The following is a 24,017-nucleotide window of genomic DNA, read 5'->3' as shown; positions in this document are numbered from 1 at the left end:
CATAAATCAGTGATGGTGGTGTAGTGTTAACACTCAACTGTCAACAGTCAACAACCACCACAGAAATTTTTCACGATTCAAATAGAATTGTTATACTATCCAAATACTTGAGCAACATAGTGAATAGTACGTAATTCGCCACTATGAGAAAGCCGATGACTACATGTGGTGTTTTAATCAATGTAAGTTTCATAGTTTAACTAAATTGAGGGTAAAAAAGTGGGAAGTTGTTTTCCCCACTCATGGCACTTGAATACCCTACAATTAGTACCTTTGCTATCTACTGATGGAATCAGTTGAAATACTGAAAAATTTTCTCACGCCCATTAGTTAATTTAGGGAATTTACTGCTCTTGTGGTGCTGGATTTTGACTATCAGTTGATGTCCTAATTATTCAATTTTTTCGGCTGGGCGTTCTGGATAGTTACTGGATGCTTGTCCGCAAATACTAATGGCTAATTTGCTATGTTTTTCAGCATTTTAACTAACTATATTTTATAAAGTTTTGAAATTAGGTTTATTTTTTAAAACCTCTCCCCAGTTCAGAGAAAGGTTTTAAAAATGAATTTTTAGAATCGATTTAACTGACATTAACTGATTTCTGTACTTGCTATTTCTAAAAGAGTTTTGAGTACAGAATCAGGATTAAGGCTGATGGAATCAATACCTTGTTGAATCAAAAATTCAGCAAATTCTGGATAATCACTGGGTGCTTGGCCGCAAATACCAATTTTGCGTCCGTGCTTTTTAATTGTAGCTATGGCTTTGGCAATCATTAACTTTACAGCTTCATTGCGTTCATCAAATAAATGGGCTACTAATTCTGAATCTCTATCTACTCCTAATGTTAATTGTGTCAGGTCATTGGAGCCAATTGAAAAACCATCAAAGATTTCACAAAATTCATCTGCCAATTGCACATTACTAGGCAATTCGCACATCACATAAACTTGTAAACCGTTTTCTCCCTGCACTAAACCATGTTTTGCCATTTCTGCTAACACGCGCCTACCTTCTTGGGGAGTGCGACAAAATGGCACCATTAAAATGACATTAGTTAAACCCATGCGATCGCGCACATTTTTCATCGCTAAACATTCCAAAGCAAAGCCTTGACGATAGCGTTCATCGTAGTAGCGAGAAGCACCGCGCCATCCCAACATCGGGTTTTCTTCTTGGGGTTCAAAGGGCTTACCGCCCAACAGGTTAGCATATTCGTTAGTCTTGAAATCTGATAGGCGCACAATTACAGGTTTCGGATAAAAAGCAGCTGCGATCGTACCAATACCTTGAGCTAGTTTATCGATAAAGTAGGCGGTTTTATCTTCGTATTGAACAGTTAATTCGGCAATTTGAGATTTAACAAATTCATCTTCTAACTCATGAAAATGAATTAACGCTAATGGATGTGTCTTAATATGATTAGCAATAATAAATTCCATCCGGGCTAATCCCACACCATCATTGGGGATAGCAGCATAACTCAATGCTTCTTCTGGATTACCCACATTCATCATAATTTGAGTAGGAACCTGGGGCAAATTTTCTAATGCTAATTCTTGTATTTCATAGGATAATAAACCTTGGTAAATTCTGCCAGTTTCACCTTCAGCACAAGAAACAGTAATTTCTTGTCCTGTTTTCAATACAGTAGTTGCATTACCACAACCAACTATGGCCGGAATACCTATTTCTCTGGCGATAATTGCACTATGACAAGTACGGCCGCCTTGGTTGGTGACAATTGCGCTAGCACGTTTCATGATTGGTTCCCAATCAGGATCGGTGCGATTTGTCACTAGCACATCTCCTGGTTGAAACTGGTTAATTTGCTGCACATTCAAAATCACTTTGGCTTTACCTTGTGCAATCATTTCACCCACACTCCGCCCTGTAACTAACACCTCACCTTTTTGTTGTAAGTGATAAGTGCGGAGAATATTTTTCGATTTTTGAGATTGTACTGTTTCTGGACGCGCCTGAACGATAAAAAGCTCATTTGTAATGCCATCTTTTGCCCATTCGATGTCCATTGGTGTGTAGACACCGCGCACTTGTGAATAATGTTCTTCAATTAAGCAACAAGCTTGGGCTAATTGTAAAATTTCTGCATCGCTAAGGGCATATTTTAGGCGATCGCTTGGCGCAACACGTATATTTCTGGTCAATTTCGATCCCCCAGTATCGTAGACCATCTTGATTTCTTTTGTACCCAAACGCTTTTCTAAAATGGGCTGATATCCCTGTTTTAATGTCGGTTTAAATACTAAATATTCATCTGGATTCACAGCCCCCTGGACTACATTTTCTCCCAAACCATAGGATGCGGTAATTAATGCTACATCTTGAAACCCTGTTTCAGTATCGATGGAGAACATCACACCAGATGTTGCCAAATCAGAACGCACCATTTTTTGTACCCCTACCGAGAGGGCTATACTGAAGTGGTCAAAGCCCTTAAGTTCGCGGTAAGAAATAGCACGGTCAGTATAAATTGAAGCAAAGCATTTGTGACAAGCTTCTAATACACCTTGTAACCCGTGGACATTGAGGTAGGTTTCTTGCTGTCCCGCAAAGCTAGCATCGGGTAAGTCTTCTGCTGTGGCGCTAGAACGGACTGCGACATCGGTATTAGTGCCATATTGTTTTTCTAGGTCTTGATAAGCTTCGGTAATCGCTTGCTGTAACTCTAATGGAAATGGAGTTTGCAGCATTAAAGCCCGTACTTGTTTGCCAATAGAATGGAGATTGTTAACATCTTCTATATTTAAATCTGCAAATAATTGCCGTAATTTTGGTTCTAAACCCGCTGAAGAAATAAAGTAGTGATAAGCATAAGCTGTAGTAGCAAATCCTGTAGGAATCTTGATGCCTTTAGGTACAAGCTGTTGAATCATTTCTCCCAATGAAGCGTTTTTACCACCCACAAGTGGGATATCTGCAATTCCAACAGCATCTAGTGGTAGTACTAGGGCTTGTTGTTTTAAATCCTGACTTGGTGTTTTTTGAGTAACAAATGTTTCAAGCATGGGAAATTTTCCTTAAATGCATTCTCGCTACTGTTACTCCAGAGGGCTTTGTGTTGCTTTTTGACTCCCTCTTGAGTCTCACACCTTTGGTTATAGGAAGATAATTTGAGGAAGTTGTGAAGTTATCAGCCTATCTGTGATGCAACAGACAACGAAGTTATAAGGGGAAAGGGGAAAGGGGAAAGGGGAAAGGGGAAAGGGTAAAGGGAAAAGGGAAAAGGGGAAAGGGGAAAGGGGAAAGGGGAAAGGGGAAAGGGGAAAGGGGAAAGGGAAAAGGGGAAAGGGGAATGAATAAAAAACCTTTATCCTTTACCCCTTCCCCTTTATCCTTGGCGTACTATTAGTAATCAAAGTCACCGCCCAAGCCGCCACCAGGTGCAGCAGGAGCAGCATCTTTGGGTTCTGGTTTGTCAACTACGATCGCTTCAGTAGTTAACACCATACCTGCAATTGAAGCTGCGTTTTGCACGGCTGAACGGGTAACCTTGGCGGGGTCAACAATGCCGGCTGCAAATAAATCTACGAATTCCCCGGTAGTTGCGTCGTAGCCCACATTAAATTCTTTCTCTTTGACGCGTTCGGCAATGATCGCACCGTTTTGACCTGCATTTTCCGCTATCCGCTTCAAAGGCGCAGTCAAGGCGCGGGATACAATCAATGCTCCGGTTAACTCTTCATTCACCAAGGTAGATTTTGCCCAATTTTCTAGTTCAGGGGCCAGATGTGCCAGGGTTGTACCACCACCGGGAACAATGCCCTCTTCCACAGCGGCTTTTGTGGCGTTAATGGCATCTTCTAAACGCAGTTTGCGGTCTTTGAGTTCGGTTTCTGTCGCAGCACCCACTTTCACCACTGCAACTCCACCGGATAACTTCGCTAAACGTTCTTGGAGTTTTTCTTTGTCATAGGAAGATTCGGTTTCTTCGATTTGCCGCCGGATTTGCTCTACTCTGGCTTTTACAGCTGCTTCATTGCCTTCGGCAACGAGGGTAGTACTATCTTTGGTAATGGTGATTCGACGAGCTTTACCCAGTTGTTCGAGTTTGGTAGCATCCAACCTCAAACCAGCATCTTCAGTAATTAACTGCCCACCGGTGAGAATGGCAATATCCTCTAAAATGGACTTGCGGCGATCGCCAAATCCTGGCGCTTTCACAGCCGCCACATTCAGTACTCCCCGCAGGCGATTCACCACCAAGGTTGCTAGGGCTTCTTTTTCAATGTCTTCTGCAATAATCAACAATGGACGACCTGCACGGGCCACCTGTTCTAATACGGGTACTAGGTCTTGTACCAAAGCAATCTTTTTATCGGTAATTAGTAGGAATGGCTCATCCAGCACAGCTTCTAAGCGCTCGGTGTCTGTGGCGAAATAAGGGGAAATGTAACCCTTGTCAAAGTTTAATCCTTCTGTAACTTCTAGTTCGGTGGTGACTGATTTACCTTCTTCTAGGGAAATCACCCCTTCACGACCAACTTTATCTAAAGCTTCTGCAATCAAAGCTCCCACCACTTCATCGTTACCCGCAGAGATGCTAGCAACCTGAGCGATGGCTTTCGAGTCTTCCACCTGACGCGCATGTTCTTTGATTTTGTTGACTAAAAAACCTGTGGCTTTGTCAATACCACGCTTGAGTTGGATAGCATTTGCACCGGCGGCGACATTCCGCAATCCTTCTTTGACAATGGCGTGAGCCAAAACGGTTGCTGTTGTTGTTCCGTCTCCAGCAGCATCATTGGTTTTGGAAGCGGCTTGACGGATGAGTGACACACCCGTATTTTCTACATGGTCTTCCAATTCAATTTCTTTGGCGATAGTAACTCCGTCATTGACAATTTGAGGAGCGCCAAATTTCTTTTCCAAAACAACGTTACGCCCTTTAGGGCCAAGAGTCACTGCTACTGCTTCAGCTAGAATGTCAATTCCTTTTTCCAAAGCACGACGAGCATTTTCGTTGTAAATGATGCGCTTTGCCATAGTGATTCAATTTCTCTCTATAAAGTGTTTAAGTCGTTAGGTTACAAGAAACAAGGGAATAGCCAGGGATAAACAGTTACCTGTTTTTGATTGCAGTTCTATGAGCAATGGGTCTGTTGGATTTTGCAAGGTTTTAGGAAACAATTGCTAAGATGTCTTTCTCAGACAATAGAACATATTCTTCAGTACCAAGTTTGATGTCGGTACCTGCATACTTGGAATAAAGAACTTTGTCACCAACAGCAATATCAATGCTTTGGCGAGTACCGTCATCGTTGCGCTTCCCAGAACCTACTGCGACAATTTCACCCACCTGCGGTTTTTCTTTGGCACTATCAGGGAGAAGAATCCCACCAGCTGTTTTCTCTTCAGACTCACTGACCTTGATGAAAACGCGATCGCCCAGAGGCTTAACAGTAGATACACTCAAGGTTATGGCTGCCATACAAAACCCTCCAAACTAACTTTCTTAAGGTCAACAGGTTACTTAACCAAAATTTCAGTGATTGCCAAGATAATTCATCACGCCTTACGTTTCTCCAATCAAAAACTCAGCTTAGGCAGTTTTTTGATGAAACTACTGTGATGAAAGCAATACAATATGTGATTACCAAAGTTAGAAATCATTGGTAATCAATAACTAAAGTCCGATAAACCTATCGAGTTACCGTATTTAATTACATTAAGCATGATGTCACATAGTTTTCTAAAAATCAAGCAGGGTGGAAATGCTGAAGTTAGAAACGTGTTGTGAGGTTGAAAGTAGTGTTGAGTAGACTTCTAAGAGAAGTCGGGAAAAGGGGAAAGGGGGAAAGGTTTGGTATTTTCCCTTTCCCCGGTTGGTGAGCTTGTCGAACCATTAACCCCTTCGGGGTTCGCTAGTCGCTCATGGGGGAAACCCCCAAGACCGCGCTGGCTCACCTTTTCCCCACTTCTCTTAGAAGTTTAATCATCTGATTATTTAGCAACGCCGATTTTTGGTATCGGGGCGTAAGTCTGAAAATAGCTACCTATAGACATCAAGGGGAGAATTATCTGTACCTGAGGGTTGTTGCAATTTGCTGTAAATCTAGCTCTTGCTAGATGTTTTAATTTGATTAAAAGTTGTAATCTACTATCTTAGGACTATGCGTTTGCATAAATTAAGCTTTTTGGCAATTTTGCCTTAGTCCTGTATGTATTGCACCGAGAGATTGACTTGTGGATGGTATATTAGAACGATCGCACGAATTAAAGCAAGCCTTAGTTGATTTTGTCCTCGACGCAGAAGGCGAACTCGCACAAGCACTGGAAACTTACGCAGCCGCACAGTTGCGCCGTGGTAGTGGCGATAGTACTCAGCAGGACTTAATCATCGATAGCTTTATCACAGAAGGAAAAGTCGGCGAACACTCACCATTAGAGTTGTTTATCCAAAGTCATCCAGATTTAGACGAAAGCGATCGCAACTTAATCGACAGTTGGCATCGTAGTTTTATTGGCTTATTTGCCATTAGTAATATCCTACCTGATGGCTTTGAATTAACCAACTGGTTAACAGATAAACGCTATATTGTCAAGCCAAATAATCCTCAAATATTACAAACAATATCTCGTTTGAAAGTCGGAGAAATTTTACTAACCCGTATTTCTCCTGTTACCGATAGCTATTGGATATTTTCTGGCCCTTACACACTCATGGGTAAATTGGGTAAACCAAAACTTGCTGTAGCAATTGGTAATTTCAAAGAAAATTATAAAAGTCATCTTTATAGCGATGCTCCGGAATTGCTAGAAGAAGCTTGGCGATCGGTAGCACAATATCATCAGCAATTTATCGATTTTTTTGGTACTGATGAAATTACATTACCAGGTTACCAACTGAATAAAAAAATAGCTGAGTTTCAAGAAATCATTACAGAGAAAACATTGGCAGCAGCGGGAATCGATACTTCTAAATCTCTGGCAGAAGTGGCAGAAGCAGCCGGGATTGACGATGAAGAAATCAAAGCAGCAGCAGCAGAATTGGGGGCTGATTCCAACGCAGTTTCTCAGATATTTAACAACAAAAAGGGCAATAACAAAATGGTGATGCCCAAAGTGGATTTACCGCCTGAACTCAAGAAAGCAGAACAGGTGACGGCTCTTTCTCATCCCCGTTGGGGGCAAATGTTTTTACCTACATATACTAAGGTACAAACCATTTTATCAGCGCAGGATTGGCAAAGTGTTGAAGGTGCCCACAAACTAATTCGCTTCTACCTTGAAGATAAAAGTATTAATGCCTTTGTTTGGCATCGATTAGCACAACAATATCCAACTCAATTAGAAAATGTTTTGCAAACAATTCTAGAACGTCCAGAGTTTCACCTTGAAAGTGATTTAGATACTGTTTTGCAAGAATTCAATAAACCCATTGAGCCAGAGTTACCAGAAATTGCCAGTGTTCCTATACATCTGCACAATTTATTTCAAGAAGCTTTAGGAGAAGTGAATAAATCTAAGCCGAAGAATAAAGGACAGCAAAAGCCAGCCAAGGGTTTTCAAAGAAGTTAGGAGTCAGAACTCAGAATTCAGGAGTCAGGAGTCAGAATTCAGAACTCAGAATTCAGGAGTCAGAATTCAGAACTCAGAATTCAGGAGTCAGAATTCAGAATTCAGGAGTCAGAATTCAGAACTCAGAATTCAGGAGTCAGAATTCAGAATTCATGCTCTTACAAAGTGGTTTATTTACCTAAAAATTACTGTAACATCAAGCAAATTGACGGAGTGAATTAAGAAGTGCGATCGCTTTTGGAGGAATGGCTGTAAACCGAATCAAAAAAAGCTGGTTTTCAACATCAATTTGTTTTATTACCTTGGCATAAATATGTTCTTCTTCTGTAGTTGATTCTGCTTCAATTAATAATTTGAGTTTGAGATTACTTAAGGGTTCTAAGGAATGTAAAGATTGTAATTGCGCTGCTTTTTCTGAAAGACAAACTAAAGCTCCTGTAAATACTGTTCCACCTGCTTGCTTTCCTTGTAAAATGCTGTATTCTACAGGCAATTCCTGATTTAAGCTGACCATTGCTTCATCATCTTCAGGTAAGAACAAGTTATATTCACCGCCAATTCCACGAATATCAAAAATTGTCACTGGGTCTTTGATGCCTTTAGGTTTTATTTGTAAATCTCCAGCAATTTTGAGGTCAATTTTGGCATCTTCAGAGGTATTTTCGGAAATCAAAATTTGTCCGCCCACTGTATAAGTTTCAATTCGGGCAGCTAAATTTACATGACTGCCGATAACTGTGTATTGAGCGCGTTTTTGAGAACCAATATTTCCTGCGACAACTTCCCCTGTATTAATTCCGATTCCCATTTCCAAGATGGGAAAATTCATTTGTTGATTTTGTTTGTTAACTTGTTCCATCGCTAATTGCATGGCAATAGCACAGGCGATGGCTCTTTGGGAATCATCTTGGCGACGAATTGGCGCACCAAATATGACAAAAATTCCATCGCCCATAAACTCATTAATCGTACCTTTGTACTGATTAATTACATCCGTCATTGTTCCTAGATAAAGATTGAGAATTCTCACTACTTCCTCAGGCGGTAATTGTTCAGAAATAGCGGAAAATCCTCTTAAATCAGACACCAAAACAGTAACTTTTCTACGTTCTCCTCCTAGTTTTAACCCAGAAGGAGTTTCCAGAATATTAGCGACTATTTCATCAGTGAGATAACGACCAAGAGTTTTTCGCATTTGGGCAGAACCTTGGGCGATATACTGAGTCACTGCAATGGCAGAACCTCCTAATGCCAACACTGAAGGAACAACGGGAATCCACCAACTACAAAGAAATGCCAAAAAGCTACCAACTAATAAACCGCCAGCCGCCAGACCCACAACTAGAAAAATTTTCTGGTTATTGCTGTGACGTTGTACCCAACACAAAATCGCGCCAATGGTTGACCAACAAAAAATCAATAGCCATTCTATGGGTTCCGGTAAAGTCTTAATTTCTGGACGACCATCCAAAGCCGCACTTAAAATTTGACTAATTAAATTAGCATGAATTGTAATACCTGCCATACGTTCTGGCTCAGTAAGTACATTGCTGCTATAAGGGGTATAGAATAAATCTTTTAAACTTTCCGCCGTTGCCCCAATTAATACTACCTTACCCCGCATCAAGTCTTTTGGAATGCGTTTGTTTTGTACATCTGTCAGAGAAATTTTGAGAAATTGTTGTATTCTTCCTCGATAATTTAAAAGTACTTGATAACTTCCTGCATCCGCTCGCACATAACCTCCATCATTGGCTTCAAAAATCGGGAAAACACCGCGATTTAACTGCAAAAAATTAGAATTATTTGCTGCTGGCTTGGGAATAATACCTTCAGGTTTTAAGTACAATAAAGCTAATTTCAAAGCAAAACTTTCCAGAACATCATCGTTCTTTAAATTTAGGTAAAGCAAACCTCGACGAATTTTTCCATCTCCATCTAAAGGCAAATCATTTGCTCCAATTTGATGGCGTTGTTTGAGAACTGGAGATGCATCCACCGAAGAACTATCAAAACTATCAGAAATTTTTTGTACGCCAATCAAATTTGGAGTAGATTCAAACACTTTAACTAAAGCTTGATGACCGGGATTTACAGGTAAATCGCGATAAATATCTAAACCGATCGCTCTCGGTTGTTGTTGTTTAATATTCTCTAACACACTAGCAAGCGCCGCATCCGTCATTGGCCACTGTCCTTGCTTGCGGATATCTGACTCATTAATTTCAACTATCACAATACGAGTATCAACTGACTCTGGTGGACGGAGGAGAAAAAATTGATCCAGTGCAGCCAATTCTAATAATTGCAGTAATCCAGTTAACCGTAATCCAATCACCAGAATTGTAATATTAGGAACTGCAAATAAAACACCCCGCCATTGCCAAATTCGCGGTTTCAGATTTTTCCACATAATTATTGAGTAGAAGGTGGGGTAGGGGGGATGAGGAGGATGAGGGAGACAAGGGAGACAAGAGAGACAAGGGAGACAAGGAGAATAATTCTTAACTCCTGAGCATCAGTCATCAGTCACCAATCACCAATCAACACTCCCAATCCCCCACATTTAAATTAACGGACTGGAAGCGATCGCACTTAAATTAACTGATTTGAAAAATTGTCTCCAGTCTATCCTCACTTTTAAATTATTTGGCTCTGTGCGGCGTAGTTGCACTAGGGAAGTTAAGGCTTCATGCCAAATTCCGGCTTCTGCATAAATGGTTGGTAATGTCCGCAAATTTGCTTTTGCTAAGGCTTGAGATAGCGCTAATTCGGGTTTAATTCGTTCTACCCAACCGTCCACAATGGGATTGTCGCTGGAGTCTTCAGTATTGCAAACAATTGTTAGATACCAGTGATAAGTTTTACCTACTGTTAATGCTGGGGCAGTTTGGGGAAGTGTAAAGCTAACAATTCCAGATTTATCTGGAAGTGTCAAAGATGTTTCATAAAATAATGTCTGGTCATCATCAGCAAAAAGCAAAAACTTGGCTGTTTTGACTGAAGATTCGGGTACGTGCCAGAAAAATGTTGGATGTTGACCAAGTGTTAATCCTAATTTATTTGGAGGAATTAAGGGAGTTATCACTTTTTTGTCTGTTAAACAAGAGCCGCTACGAGTTGAACCACCACTACTTACGGGAGGCGCTCCCCGTTTTGGCGGCTTAAATGTTTGACTAATTTGCCAGGTTTTGTTTGATTGGTATAACTGAGCTTGCGCTTGTAGTGTAAAAGTATGAGCGAAATTCAAATATAAAGGTAAAGAAAAGACTAGAAAATATTGAAATGACTTAATCAATTTCATAATTTATCTCAAAATGCCTTGGTTCTAGATTGGATAGCTTAAATTGCCAACAATCAGTTGACTAAAATCAAGTATTCCCAAAAGCAGGGTGAGATTTCACATTCAACTACAAGTAACTACAAATTCTCAATGGAACGAAGCTTCATCTACTGAAATTCCAAGCTCTTCAGTATGTAGTTTGATGTAAATTCATGAAGCACATTTTCCAACTGAGATTATATCAGTAAAAGTCAACTTGAAAGATTTAAAAAAATGTCTATAATTTGAGCATTTTGGGAATTATAAAAATAAAATTTTTGCGATTTTTACCGCTAATTAAACTTCGCTTAAACTTTTGCTTTTAGTATGTCCTTGTTTGAAGGATTTAAAAACTTGTTTGTTTTGTCCTTAAAAACAAAAATGACTATTGAAGAAGAATTCAGAAGTCACAATGGGCTAAACGCCCCGCTACCGCTAATAGGATTCAGAATCAAGACGCTCTCTAAGAGACGCTACGCGAAGGCGGACTCCAATTCATACTGAATTCTGAATTCTGACTCCTGAATTCTATTTTGATAACTAATGACAAATGACCAATGTTTAATTTTAAATTCTGCTGTAGTTCCTAGTGCGTATTACTTGCAGAAATTTATCGTGAGGAAAGCAAAAGATGAAATTGATTCCACAATTACTGCTTGCTGCTAGCTTGACTATGAGTTTTGCAACTCTGAATGCAAAATCTGTATCTGCTGCAATTATTAATTATGCTTTCAACGTTGATAGCCCCACCGCCAAGGGGAATGGTTTTTTTAGCTTTGATGATGCAACTTTGAGTGACAACAATTCCATAGCGATCGCCAAATCACTTTCTTTCCAATTTGATGGCGATTCTACAGTTTACACTGAACAAGATGATATCAATTATCCAGACTTTCCCCTTGTATATGCAACTTTATTTTCAGCAGGACAAACATCTTTAGCTTTAGACTATACATTTGATGACAAAAATAATCCTGCCAATCCTCTGCGCTACGAAATTATTGGTGAGGATTTTACAATTTTTTCCCCTACTGACGCTAATGTCGAACTAATTTCAGGAAAAGTTTCTTATACAAGAGTACCTGAACCTGCAACTTTAGCTGGCACTTTATTGGTTTGTAGCCTTGGCTTGATGACAAAGAAAAAGCTAATTTCCATCAAAAAAGTTAAAGCTTAATCTTTGTTTGGCAAAAGAGAATAGGCAATTATGAGACCTCTTGCAAAAAAAAGTGCTTTTTGCACTTTTGTGGTCAAAGGGAAAAGGTGAGCCAGCGCGGTCTTGGGGGTTTCCCCCATGAGCGACTGGCGTTAGCGTCAGCGTTAGCGACGAAGGAGCGTCACCCCGAAGGGGTTAATGGTTCGACAAGCTCACCAACCGGGGAAAGGGAAAATACCAAACCTTTCGCCCTTCCCCTTTTCCCGACTTCTGCAAGAAGTCTATTGTTGACAGTCAACAGTTAACAATTTATTGAGGCATCTGTATTTTTTGCTATTGCCCATTGCCATTTAGCAATTAACCAGGAGTAAAAAATGGTAGATTTTCATAATCTTGAAAAGTTCTTGCACAGTGGAATCAAACGACGCAGTTTAATTATCGGGGCAGGAGCGTTGAGTGGTTTTGCCATCGCTAACCAATTTTCTCAGCAAACAGCGATCGGCAAAACGAGATTTTCTAATTATCCTTTCACTTTGGGGGTAGCGTCCGGCGAACCTTATCCCACCAGTGTTGTAATTTGGACTCGTTTGGCTCCCGAACCTTTAAATGGTGGTGGAATGCCACCAGTAAATGTACCAATTCGCTGGGAAGTGGCTAGTGATTCTCAAATGAGGCGAATTGTCTCTAGAGGTACGGTACTGGCAACTCCCCAACTAGGTCATTCAGTGCGAGTTGTGGTAGAAGGATTGCAATCTGATACTTGGTATTGGTATCGTTTCCTTGTGGGACAAGACTCTAGCCCCATCGGTCGCACTCGTACAGCACCTCTAGCAAATAGCTACTTAAGTAAATTTAACTTTGGCTTAGTCTCCTGCCAAAATTATCAGCAGGGATTCTATACCGCCTACAAATATCTGGCACAAGACGACCTCGATTTAGTAGTGCATGTCGGTGATTACATCTATGAAGGGGGAATTTCAAACACTGCTCCCAGACAACACAATAGTCCAGAAATTTTTACCTTAGAAGATTACCGCAATCGTCACGCCCTTTATAAAACTGATATCAATCTGCAAGCCGCCCATGCAGCATTTCCCTGGATTGTCACTTGGGATGACCACGAGGTAGAAAATAACTACGCCAACAATATCTCGGAAATCGATACAGAGCCAGATCGAGACCCTTTAATCTTTCTGCAACGGCGGGCTATTGCTTATCAGGCTTATTACGAACACATGCCCCTGCGTCCCTTCTCGCGTCCTGTGGGCCCTGACATGCAACTTTACCGTCGGCTGGCCTTTGGTAACTTAGCAACCTTCCATGTTTTAGACACCCGCCAATATCGCACCGATCAGCCTTGTGGTGATGGAACCAAAGAACGTTGCCCAGAGAATTTAGATTTGAATGCAACCATTACCGGTAAAGCACAGGAGGATTGGTTGTTTGATGGTCTAAGTAGCTCACAAACCAAGTGGAACGTTTTAGCGCAGCAAGTACCAATTGCTCAGCGAGACATGACACCAGGGCCCGGCGGAACCTACAGCATGGATAAATGGGATGGTTATGTAGCTTCCCGCGATCGCTTGATGGCTTTTCTTCAACAAAACCAGCCCTCTAATCCAGTCTCCCTCGCAGGGGATGTGCATTCCCACTGGGCGATGAATTTGAAAGCTAACTTTGATAATCCAGCATCCGCCACACTTGGCAGTGAATTTGTTTGTTCTTCAATTAGTTCTGGCGGAGATGGCTCAGACACCACCCCCGCAGTTGAAGCTTACTTACCAGATAACCCACACATTAAATTCTTCAACAATCAACGCGGATATGTTCGCTGCGCCCTCACTCCCACAACTTGGAAGACAGATTATTTAGTGATGTCAAACGTCACAACCCCATCTGGAACCATTAGTAAACGAGCTTCATTTGTAGTTGAAGACGGCCGTCCAGAAATCCAACCAGCCTAAGAAAATGTTTGAAAAGTCATGATACAGCTGGCGAATCAGGGGTGACACGCCTCATTGAAGGATTTTTCGTTATTCCACCCGATGTAGAGACGTAGCAATGCTACGTCTCTTTGGGGTTTTTCGGGTTTAATAAGTAATGCAAGGGCAAATGATATCATATTAAATCACAATCTTCTTTCAACTATTAACATTCGCCGATAAGATAACCACCCACCTAAAACCATCATTACAGCAAATACTACTAAAAACCAAAAGTGCGATCCAATTTGATTGAGTTCGTCACCTTTTGCTGATACTGCCACGAGAGCTTCATTCATGTGATAAATCGGGTTAAATTTGGCAATATTAATCAATGTTTGCGGAAACAACGAACTAGGTAAAAAAGCTCCGCCTAATATTAATAAAGGAACCCCAAAAGCTGCCACCAGAGAATTTACATCTTCGATTCGACGTGCTAATTGTGTTCCCAAAATAAAACCCAAGCCAACATAAGCAACAATACACATTAAAATAACAGTCAATCCTAAGAGCAGCGAACCTTTGAAAGTCGCACCCCAAAAGCTTGCAACAGTATAAACCAATAGTGTTTGCCCAATGCCAATGCAGCTATGAGCTAGAAAAATGCCTAAAAAATAGGATGTACCACTCAAAGGAGAAATAAACAGACGCTTGAGGGTTTTTTGTTCTCTTTCTGCAACCACAGTGGCAACACTACCACCCAAGCAACTAAAAAATAGTGCTGCACCTGCCAAAGTCGAAGGCGCAGTATATTCAAAAGCAACATTAATTGGTAATTTTGCTCGTTCTGCTAATATAAATCCGCTGAGAATTAAAACTGAAACTGGGAAAATACTCCAAAAAATTAAACTGCGTTTGCGGCGTAACAGTTCAATTAAAATACGCGCAGTTACAGCTATGGTTTCACGCCAATACTTCATATTTTCAGGGATTGGGACATTGGGGATTGGGGATTGGGGGTGTTGACTGTTGACTGTTGACTGGAAAATCAGGATTTATTCTTCTTATTGTCTCTTTGAAGTTCCGATCGCTGGCTGTCGGCGCTCAGACTTCTCCCCTTGTCCTCCCGATCTCCCCATCTCCCCATCTCCCCATCTCCCCATCTCCCCATCTCCAGCCTAAATTACTATCTGCGATCGCAACTTAACTATAAACAAGGCTAAATTGATTTGTTGCCGTTAACAGACTAATCTTGGGAATGTGGATATTTAAGTTAAGCACAATAAGTTGTATTATAGGAATTTATCATGAGTCGTTCAAAACTAGTTGCCATAATTACAGGTGCGATTTCTGTTATTTTAGCGATCGCTTACCTCATCCTTGTACAACTGTTAGACTACCGGGACATGAAACCCGCACCCGTTAGCCAATTTGAGCAAGCCCCTATGATTATTTCTCATGTTTGGCAGATTGACAAAATTGCCAAAGTGTAGGCTCAACTGTGTTGACCTTTAAAAAGGTTAGAGGAAACTCTTAAACCCACAACTCAAGTTTTTTATCGCTGTCGCCTGTTACCTATTCCCTACCCCGAAGGGTTTCTCTAAGCACCGCGTCTCATTTGTAGCAGTTCTCGTTTAAATCGGGACGCACAGCAAGCTGTGTGTCCTTAGTTAATGTCTATTGATAAAACTAATGATGACCATTGATGAATACCACACTGGATCTATAGATAAATAACAATAGTTATTATTAGTGCCTCCAATAAGTAAAACGGCGTGGAAAAATCAAACTATGTTAAGAAAAATTATAAAATTCAAACCCTCTTCCCTCCTGACTTCTAGTTCCTGCCTCCTGCCTCGTCCCAACAATGAATATTGACACGTATATACATACTCTATGTATAAGATTTAGTTACCACAATTATCTTAGATTTATTAAATAAGGTAATTCCATTTTGACTCAGATAACGGTAAGCTGTTTTTAACAAAATTAAATAAATATAAATTCGCGTTAATTGCGAATCTTGAGTTTACAGGGATCAACGCAAGTTGATTTAAAACTGCAAAATTCTGATGAAATCTATAGAGGTTTATTGATGGCTCAGTTTCTATTGGAGACTGTTTGGCTAGTTCCGTTCTACGCCTTAGTAGGTGGGTTGTTGGCTATACCTTGGTCGCCGGGGATCATTCGCAAAACAGGGCCAAGGCCGGCGGGTTATGTCAACTTGATAATGACGCTTTTGGCATTTGTACATAGTACCACTGCCTTACAAGCAACTTGGAATTATCCCCCCCAAGAGATATTCATTCCTTGGTTATCTACGGCTGGTTTGGATTTAACCATTGCTTTGGAAATTTCCCCCATTAGTGTCGGTGCTTTAGTCGCAGTCACTGGGTTGAATTTGCTGGCACAGATTTATGCCATCGGCTACATGGAAATGGATTGGGGTTGGGGACGCTTCTATTCTTTGTTGGGCTTATTTGAAGCCGGACTTTGCGCCCTTGCTTTGTGTAATAACTTGTTCTTCAGCTATGTAATTTTGGAAATCCTGACGCTGGGAACTTACCTATTAGTAGGCTTATGGTTTAGTCAGCCTCTAGTGGTTACAGGTGCTAGAGATGCTTTCTTAACCAAACGGGTAGGAGACTTGTTCTTGCTAATGGGTGTGTTGGGGTTATGGCCTTTAGCCGGAACTTGGAATTACACAGAATTAGCCGAGTGGGCGGCCACAGCCGATGTTAACCCTACAGTCATTGGATTGGTGGGTTTAGCCTTAATTGCCGGGCCAATGGGTAAATGTGCCCAGTTCCCTTTGCATCTGTGGTTGGATGAGGCGATGGAAGGCCCTGTTCCCAGCACGATTTTGCGTAACTCGGTAGTAGTTGCTAGTGGTGCATGGGTGTTGATTAAACTCCAACCAGTGTTAAGTTTGTCACCAATAGTTTCCTCAGCAATGGTGGGGGTTGGTGCTGTGACGGCGCTTGGTGCTTCGTTAATTGCCATTGCTCAAATCGATCTTAAACGCTGTCAATCTTATTCTGTCAGCGCATACATGGGTTTAGTGTTCATTGCTGTGGGAGTGCAACAAGACGAAGCAGCGCTATTATTAGTCCTGGCCAATGCCGTATCCGCAGCACTATTGGTGATGAGTACTGGCGGAATTATCTGGAATAGCATCACCCAAGATGTAACCCAACTTGGTGGATTGTGGAAGCGTCGCCCAATTTCTGGAATCGCTTTTATTGTGGGTAGTTTGGGATTAATTGGTTTTCCACCATTAGGTAGCTTTTGGGCGCTGATGGAATTAGCTGATGGGTTGTGGGAAACTCGACCTTGGTTAGTGGGAATCATCATTGCGGTAAATGCTTTAACCGCTGTGAGTTTAACCAGAGAATTTGCTTTAGTTTTTGGCGGTAAAGCTCAACAAATGGCTCAGCGATCGCCCGAAGTTCACTGGCCGATGATGCTGCCGATGATGATTTTACTTGGCTTTAGTCTCAATCTGCCTTTTGTGTTGCAAAGCTTATCACTTTTACCAGATTGGGCAAACCTAAATAAAGATGTCGCCCTACTTTTAAATTGGTCGAGTATTTTTGGTTGCACTATCACTGGTGTGATTTACTTCAGCAATATTCCCAAACCAATTCGTTTGCCTTGGAAAGGTTTACAAGACTTAATCGCATACGATTTTTACACACCCAATATCTATCGGATGACAATTATTTTCACTGTTGCCCAAATCTCTCAATTTGCCGATATGATTGACCGTTTTGTAGTCGATGGCATCGTGAATCTTGTTGGTTTATTCTCTCTTTTGGGTGGCGAAAGTCTCAAGTACAGTACTTCTGGTCAAACCCAGTTTTATGCCTTCACTGTTCTTTTAGGAGTAGGTGTTTTAGGAATGTGGGTAAGTTGGCCATTTTGGGGAGTACAGTTTTTAGAGTTGATTTTTTGAAGAAGAATTTAGAATTTAGAATTCAGAATTCAGAATTCAGAATTCAGAATGGGCTAAACTTCCCGCTACCGCTAACAGAATTCAGCAATCTTGATTTGGCTATAACAATCCCAAATCATTTGCGATCAAAATCTATTGCCCAATGCCCAATGCCCATTTTTTATAACCTGACTTTAACATTGTGAGGAGAATTCCATGAGCGCACAACATCCCTTGACTAATGTTTCTCGTAGAAATTTACTGAAATATGGTGCAGGTGCCATCGGTACAGGTGTATTAACAGCTGGAATTGCCTCCAACGTGGTTGAACCCGAAAAAACTTTAGCACAAGAATCCCCAGTAGACAAAGAAGACATAACTCCCGAACAAGCACTGCAAGAATTACTAGATGGCAATGATAGGTTTGTTAAAAGTAAACGTAAAAATCCCCACCAAAATTATTCACGTTTAGCGGAAATTGCTAAAGGTCAAAAACCCTTTGCTTCGATTTTAGGTTGTGCAGATTCACGAGTTCCTTCTGAAATTATTTTTGACCAAGGATTAGGAGATTTATTTGTTTGCCGCATAGCTGGGAACATTGCGACATCAGAAGAAATTGGTAGCCTAGAATTTGGCAGCTTAGTGCTAGGTTCAAAGGTCATCATGGTTGTGGGACATGAAAGATGTGGTGCTGTAGATGCCACAATCAAAGGCGCTAAAGTGCCAGGAAGAATTGGGAGTTTGATTGAAGTGATTCGACTAGGTGTAGAAAGGTCTAAAAATCAACCAGGCGATAAATTAGAAAATGCTTGTAAAGCCAATATTTTAGTACAAGTTGAAACATTAAAATCATCGTCAGTGTTATCTGAGTTAATCGATGCAGGAAAACTCAAAATTGTTGGTGGTTACTACGATTTAGATACTGGTAAAGTCACCGTGATTGGTTAGTTTTTTCATCCATTGTCATTGGTCATTATTCATTAATTGAATAACAGATAAAAGACACATGGCAATGGACAACTGATAAAAACAAGGTCTGAAACAAGGTTTTCTGGTAACAGAACTTTGTAAAAGAGAACAAAGGAAAAAATTATCATGTTAAGTGTTTTAATTTGGCTACCAATTATATCGGCTGTTTTGATAGCAATATTACCTGCAAATATACCTAGTAATCGCATTCGGTTAGCAGCACTATACTTTTCGGGAATAGTTTTTGCATGGAATATTGCTATTTTGTTGAAATTTGATATCAACAATCCAGCAATGCAATTCCAAGAGTATTTACCCTGGAATGAAAATCTCGGTTTGAGTTATCAATTAGGTGTTGATGGGCTTTCTATTTTAATGTTGGTGTTAAATAGCTTGCTCACCTGGATTGCTATTTACAGCAGCAATCAAGACACTGAACGTCCCCGGTTGTTCTACTCGATGATTTTATTAGTAAGTGGAGGAGTTGCAGGAGCTTTTCTGGCAGAAAATTTACTGTTATTCTTCTTATTTTACGAACTCGAATTAATTCCTTTCTACTTACTAATATCTATTTGGGGAGGAGAAAAACGGGCTTATGCTGGAATTAAGTTCCTGATTTATACGGCTATTTCGGGAGCATTAATTCTGGCAACATTCTTAGGTATGGTGTGGTTGAGTGGTTCTACCAATTTTGCTTTTGATGCATTTTCTCCAGAGAATCTCTCAGTGACAATGCAAATCACTTTACTAATAGGAATAGTATTGGGTTTTGGCATCAAAATTCCTTTGGTTCCCTTCCATACTTGGTTACCGGATGCTTACGTTGAAGCTTCAGCGCCAATTGCCATTCTTTTAGGCGGCGTGTTGGCAAAGCTAGGAACCTATGGACTATTAAGATTTGGGTTGGGTATGTTTCCCCAAGCTTGGAGTATTATTGCACCGACCTTGGCAATTTGGGGAGCAATCAGCGCTATCTATGGGGCGGTAATTGCGATCGCTCAAAAAGATATCAAGCGCATGGTAGCATACAGTTCCATTGGTCACATGGGTTACGTATTACTAGCTGGTGCCGCCAGCACTCCCCTAGCACTAGTTGGTGCAGTGGCCCAAATGTTCAGCCACGGCATCATTTTGGCAATTCTCTTTCATTTGGTGGGAGTCGTGGAAGCCAAAGTCGGTACCCGCGAGTTAGATAAACTCAATGGTTTAATGAGTCCCATCCGTGGTTTACCTTTAATCAGTGCCTTACTCGTTTTAAGCGGCATGGCTAGCGCAGGTATTCCCGGTTTAACAGGATTTGTGGCTGAATTTATCGTCTTTCAAGGCAGCTTTTCTGTCTTTCCTCTCTCCACAATTTTGTGTGTAGTGGCCAGTGGCTTAACCGCAGTTTATTTTGTTATTCTTCTCAACCGCACCTGTTTTGGTAGACTTGATAACTTGGCGTACTATCCCAAAGTCCTTTGGCCTGAAAAAGTCCCAGCGTTAATTTTGGCAGCTTTCATCATCTTTTTAGGAATACAACCTACTTGGCTAGTGCGTTGGAGTGAGTCCACAACCACAACAATGGTAGCTGCAATTCCCCCCATAGAAAAAACCACCGTCTCTCAAGTCCCACTGGAGTATAAATAGAATTCAGAATTGGTGAATTCAAAATTCAGGAGTCAAATTCATTAACTACTAATAGTCAACAGTCAACAGTCAACAATCACATGACAGCAATTAAAACAGTTACTAAATTACCTCCTTCCACACATGAATTTGCGGAAGTCATTCATCGCCTAGAAGGTGGCGGTGCAATGTTACCCGATACCCCAGAAAATTTGATGCAAATTATCGGGTTATACAAAGCTTATGCTGTGCCAATGGATTTTTATTGGCGTGACTTACTTTATATCGCAGAAAACGTATTTTTAGATCCTTTGCCTTTCTTGAAATACTTCTTGCCCAAAGAGTATTTAGACCGACATAATCACTATGCTGGCGATGATGCCGATTTACGAATTTGGCGCGGCGAAGCCACAGCCCACCCAGAACTTTTGGCATTTATGGAGAAAGGTGAAACTTTCAAAATGCCCAAGTTATTGCATCATTTGTTGCACGATCGCATTAACATGGAATTTGCCGAAGCTTGTATGCGGGCAATGTTGTGGCACAGAGGTATGGGCGGGCAATTTGACCCTTACCTAGATTCCGACGAATACAAAGCCAACGCCGATAGGGCAATTAAAGCTTACTTCCAAGGCAACCCAGTGATGTTGGGGCTTTACAAACTGTTCCCCGATATGTTTTTGGAACAATGCCGCCAAATGTCATACTACGCTAACTTGGGTTTGTTCTGGGAAGTGATGGCACCGGTATTTTTTGAAATGTCCGACCGCTATGACGAAGGCACCATCAGCAGCGTCCCAGAAGCGATGAACTTTTTAGTTAATGGTATATTTGCCATCGCTGGTCGTCCAATTTACCATCACGTTTATATTCGTGGAGAATGCTACGAAATTATTCCCAAATCTAAAGGTTTCATGTGGCTATATGAAGCAGCACTACCTTATGTAGAAGCTGTTTTCTACCGCACCGCACCTTTTAGGGGAACAAGATCTTACAATGCCCAAGCACGTCAAGTACCAGAAGACCAAAAAGACTTTCACTATGGCATTCTTTACGCTGATGTCTTTCCAGTCGGTACTGCTGGTATTCCCCCCACATTATTAATGCAAGATATGTTGCATTTTTTACCACCCTATCTTGTTGATTATTATAAACAACATTGCCGGGGTGAAGATGATATGTTGATTCAATTGGGAATTAGTTTTCAACGGTCAATGTATTGTGTGACTTCTGCGGTAATTCAAGCCTTAAGAACTGCACTTTTATATCCATTAGATGACCCCAATCCCAAACATTTACAAGCCAATCGAGACTTCTTTGAAATGCAGCTAAATCGCTTTACTCGTTCTGAATATAACATTCGTAATGCTGCACGTTTGGGGAGTATTCAAAGGCAAGATTATCGATAAGAGATACCCCCAACTCCCCTTAAAAAGCTACGGTGTACATACAAGTCGAGAAATCCTAACTTGAAACTTAGTTTCATCCCCCTAGCTCTAAAATTAGGGGTAGGACTTACGCAACTGGCATATTATTTTAAGTTTGTAGTAAGGACTTTAGTCCTCTAATAAGGACTGAAGTCCTTACTACAAGCAAAAAAAAATGATTTTTTGTGACACTTGCGTAAGTCCTGAGGGGGATAAATAGAGTAGACTTCTTGCAAAAGTCCTTTTTTTTTGCCTGTTAGCGTACCCCTCCGGGGAAGCAAGCTACGCGGAGCGTCTCGTAGAAAAGCGGGGCGTAGCCCGACAAAAAATTATTTATGCAAGAGGTCTAGTTTCAAGTTGTCCAAAATTTGGGGATTTATCAGGAACTAAAGAGTTGAAACTCTTGCGGCCTATACTTGTGTGTACACCGTAGTACCTTTTGTATGCCCAATTCCCTATGCCCAATTACCGATTCGTTATGATAAACTAACATTCTCATTGAAGAAGAATTCAGAAGTCAGAATTCAGGAGTCAGAATAAAGACGCTCTCTACGAGACGCTACGCGTAGCTTGCTTCCCCGGAGGGGTACGCGGACACGGCTTAGCTGCGCTATCAGTCGGGGATTCAGACCCGCGACTGATTAAAGACCACCAAATTTTCAATTTGGTGGGGGTGCAAAAACGCCGATTATTCATCCGCTAGTCATACAGAATACCTAACTGAATTCTGACGACTGACTCCTGAATTCTGTTTGATAAAATAAAAATCGTAAGTCAAACACCTTGCAGCCCAAAAAATAATATTCTGAATAATATTCTCTTAACAATTCATGGACTAGGGATTGGGACATGGGGCAAAGGGCATGGGAAGGGGACAAGGGAGACAAGAAAGACAAGGGGGACAAGGAAAAATTTTCTCCCACTCTGTCTTGTCTCCCTCCTCTGCCTTGTCTCCCCCCTCTCCCCATCTTCCCACTCCCTACTCCCTAACCCCTAACTTAAGAAACTTTAAATCCCGTGACTTTGAGCCTGTCTGCTGCTAAATCTTATCGCCAACCTTGGCCTGGACTGATAGAAGCCTATCGCGAATACTTGCCTGTAAGTGAAACAACGCCGGTTGTAACTTTGTTGGAGGGAAACACACCCCTCATACCAGTGCCGGCGATCGCACAACGCATTGGCAGACAAGTACGTGTGTTTGTCAAATACGATGGTCTCAATCCCACCGGCAGTTTCAAAGACCGAGGGATGACTATGGCAATAACGAAAGCCAAGGAAGCAGGGGCAAAAGCAGTCATTTGTGCCAGCACCGGTAATACCTCAGCCGCCGCCGCCGCCTATGCAAAACGTGGAGGAATGAGTGCTTTTGTGCTGATTCCCGATGGCTATGTGGCATTAGGTAAGTTAGCCCAAGCTTTAGTTTATGGGGCAGAAGTATTGGCAATAAAAGGTAATTTTGACCAAGCTTTAGAAATTGTCCGCGATATGGCCGAAAACTATCCCATCACTTTAGTGAATTCGGTGAATCCCTATCGCTTGGAAGGACAAAAAACAGCAGCCTTTGAAATCGTCGATGTGTTGGGTGATGCCCCAGACTGGCTATGTATCCCCGTGGGAAATGCGGGAAATATATCAGCATATTGGATGGGTTTTTGTCAATATCATCAAGCCGGAAAGTGCGATCGCCTACCGAAGATGATGGGATTCCAAGCCGCAGGTGCAGCACCTTTAGTACACGGTCAGCCAGTGGCAAATCCCGAAACCATAGCCACAGCAATTCGCATTGGTAACCCTGCTAGTTGGGAATTGGCCATAGCCGCCCAATCTGCCAGTCAGGGAAGTTTCCGTGCAGTCACCGACGCCGAAATTTTGGACGCTTATCGACTTTTAGCAGCATCAGAGGGTATCTTCTGCGAACCTGCTAGTGCGGCTTCCGTAGCTGGCTTATTACAAGTAAAAGACCAAATTCCCACAGGGGCGACAGTGGTTTGTGTCCTCACAGGCAACGGTTTAAAAGACCCAGATACAGCCATTAAACACAATCAAAGTCAATTTAAACAAGGCATCCCAGCAGAACTAAAAGCAGTCGCCGAAGCAATGGGATTTTAGGGCATGGGGCATGGGGCATGGGGCATG

At 41.5% G+C, this 24,017-nt stretch carries 15 protein-coding genes; 9 read left to right on the top strand and 6 right to left on the bottom strand.

What is annotated here, in order from left to right:
* Window positions 1-591: 591 nt before the first annotated feature.
* From ppsA to groES, 3 genes are all read right to left on the bottom strand, one after another.
* Window positions 592-3,030: a phosphoenolpyruvate synthase gene (gene ppsA, locus VF06_RS34460; RefSeq protein ID WP_099069947.1), complete on the bottom strand. Its 2,439-nt coding sequence runs from the start codon at window positions 3,028-3,030 to the stop codon at window positions 592-594.
* Window positions 3,031-3,370: 340 nt separating this feature from the next.
* Window positions 3,371-5,008 (bottom strand): chaperonin GroEL, encoded by a 1,638-nt coding sequence (gene groL, locus VF06_RS34450; RefSeq protein ID WP_099071986.1) that lies wholly within the window; start codon window positions 5,006-5,008, stop codon window positions 3,371-3,373.
* 133 nt (window positions 5,009-5,141) lie between these two features.
* Window positions 5,142-5,453, bottom strand: a complete 312-nt coding sequence (groES, locus tag VF06_RS34445) for a co-chaperone GroES (protein ID WP_099071987.1) — start codon at window positions 5,451-5,453, stop codon at window positions 5,142-5,144.
* Window positions 5,454-6,208: 755 nt separating this feature from the next.
* On the opposite strand from groES, the gene VF06_RS34440 reads away from it, so the two are divergent.
* Entirely contained in the window at window positions 6,209-7,543 is a 1,335-nt protein-coding gene (locus VF06_RS34440; protein WP_099071988.1) for a hypothetical protein, read from the top strand.
* 196 nt (window positions 7,544-7,739) lie between these two features.
* Here the strand turns inward: VF06_RS34440 and VF06_RS34430 are convergent, their stop codons facing one another.
* Both VF06_RS34430 and VF06_RS34425 read right to left on the bottom strand, forming a co-directional pair.
* On the bottom strand, window positions 7,740-9,956 hold the full coding sequence (locus tag VF06_RS34430) for a CHASE2 domain-containing protein (RefSeq protein WP_180267606.1): 2,217 nt from the start codon (window positions 9,954-9,956) through the stop codon (window positions 7,740-7,742).
* A 153-nt stretch (window positions 9,957-10,109) separates the two neighbouring features.
* Entirely contained in the window at window positions 10,110-10,847 is a 738-nt protein-coding gene (locus VF06_RS34425) for a DUF928 domain-containing protein (RefSeq protein ID WP_099071990.1), read from the bottom strand.
* Window positions 10,848-11,496: 649 nt separating this feature from the next.
* Between VF06_RS34425 and VF06_RS34420 the strand changes: the two genes are divergently transcribed.
* A complete protein-coding gene (locus VF06_RS34420) occupies window positions 11,497-12,042 on the top strand; it encodes a PEP-CTERM sorting domain-containing protein (protein ID WP_099071991.1) in 546 nt (181 codons plus the stop codon).
* Between the two features lie 353 nt (window positions 12,043-12,395).
* Window positions 12,396-13,985, top strand: a complete 1,590-nt coding sequence (locus tag VF06_RS34415) for an alkaline phosphatase D family protein (protein WP_099071992.1) — start codon at window positions 12,396-12,398, stop codon at window positions 13,983-13,985.
* Between the two features lie 164 nt (window positions 13,986-14,149).
* On the opposite strand, the gene VF06_RS34410 is transcribed toward VF06_RS34415, so the two are convergent.
* Complete coding sequence (locus tag VF06_RS34410) at window positions 14,150-14,923, bottom strand: ABC transporter permease (protein WP_099071993.1); 774 nt, start codon at window positions 14,921-14,923, stop codon at window positions 14,150-14,152.
* Window positions 14,924-15,250: 327 nt separating this feature from the next.
* On the opposite strand from VF06_RS34410, the gene VF06_RS34405 reads away from it, so the two are divergent.
* The 6 genes from VF06_RS34405 to thrC all read left to right on the top strand — a co-directional run bounded on the left by VF06_RS34405 (window position 15,251) and on the right by thrC (window position 23,990).
* Complete coding sequence (locus tag VF06_RS34405; RefSeq protein ID WP_099071994.1) at window positions 15,251-15,436, top strand: hypothetical protein; 186 nt, start codon at window positions 15,251-15,253, stop codon at window positions 15,434-15,436.
* Between the two features lie 602 nt (window positions 15,437-16,038).
* Window positions 16,039-17,898: an NAD(P)H-quinone oxidoreductase subunit F gene (locus tag VF06_RS34400; RefSeq protein WP_099071999.1), complete on the top strand. Its 1,860-nt coding sequence runs from the start codon at window positions 16,039-16,041 to the stop codon at window positions 17,896-17,898.
* Between the two features lie 195 nt (window positions 17,899-18,093).
* The gene (locus VF06_RS34395; RefSeq protein ID WP_099071995.1) at window positions 18,094-18,825 is read left to right on the top strand and encodes a carbonic anhydrase; all 732 of its coding nucleotides are present in this window, start codon (window positions 18,094-18,096) and stop codon (window positions 18,823-18,825) included.
* 147 nt (window positions 18,826-18,972) lie between these two features.
* Entirely contained in the window at window positions 18,973-20,475 is a 1,503-nt protein-coding gene (locus VF06_RS34390; protein ID WP_099071996.1) for an NADH-quinone oxidoreductase subunit M, read from the top strand.
* A gap of 80 nt (window positions 20,476-20,555) precedes the next feature.
* The gene (locus VF06_RS34385; protein WP_099071997.1) at window positions 20,556-21,863 is read left to right on the top strand and encodes a CO2 hydration protein; all 1,308 of its coding nucleotides are present in this window, start codon (window positions 20,556-20,558) and stop codon (window positions 21,861-21,863) included.
* A 1,035-nt stretch (window positions 21,864-22,898) separates the two neighbouring features.
* Entirely contained in the window at window positions 22,899-23,990 is a 1,092-nt protein-coding gene (thrC, locus tag VF06_RS34380) for a threonine synthase (protein ID WP_099071998.1), read from the top strand.
* The last annotated feature ends 27 nt before the right edge of the window (window positions 23,991-24,017 follow it).

The organism is Nostoc linckia z4 (assembly GCF_002608075.1).
Lineage (GTDB): Bacteria > Cyanobacteriota > Cyanobacteriia > Cyanobacteriales > Nostocaceae > Nostoc > Nostoc linckia.
This window is presented reverse-complemented; position numbering and strand designations above follow the sequence as displayed.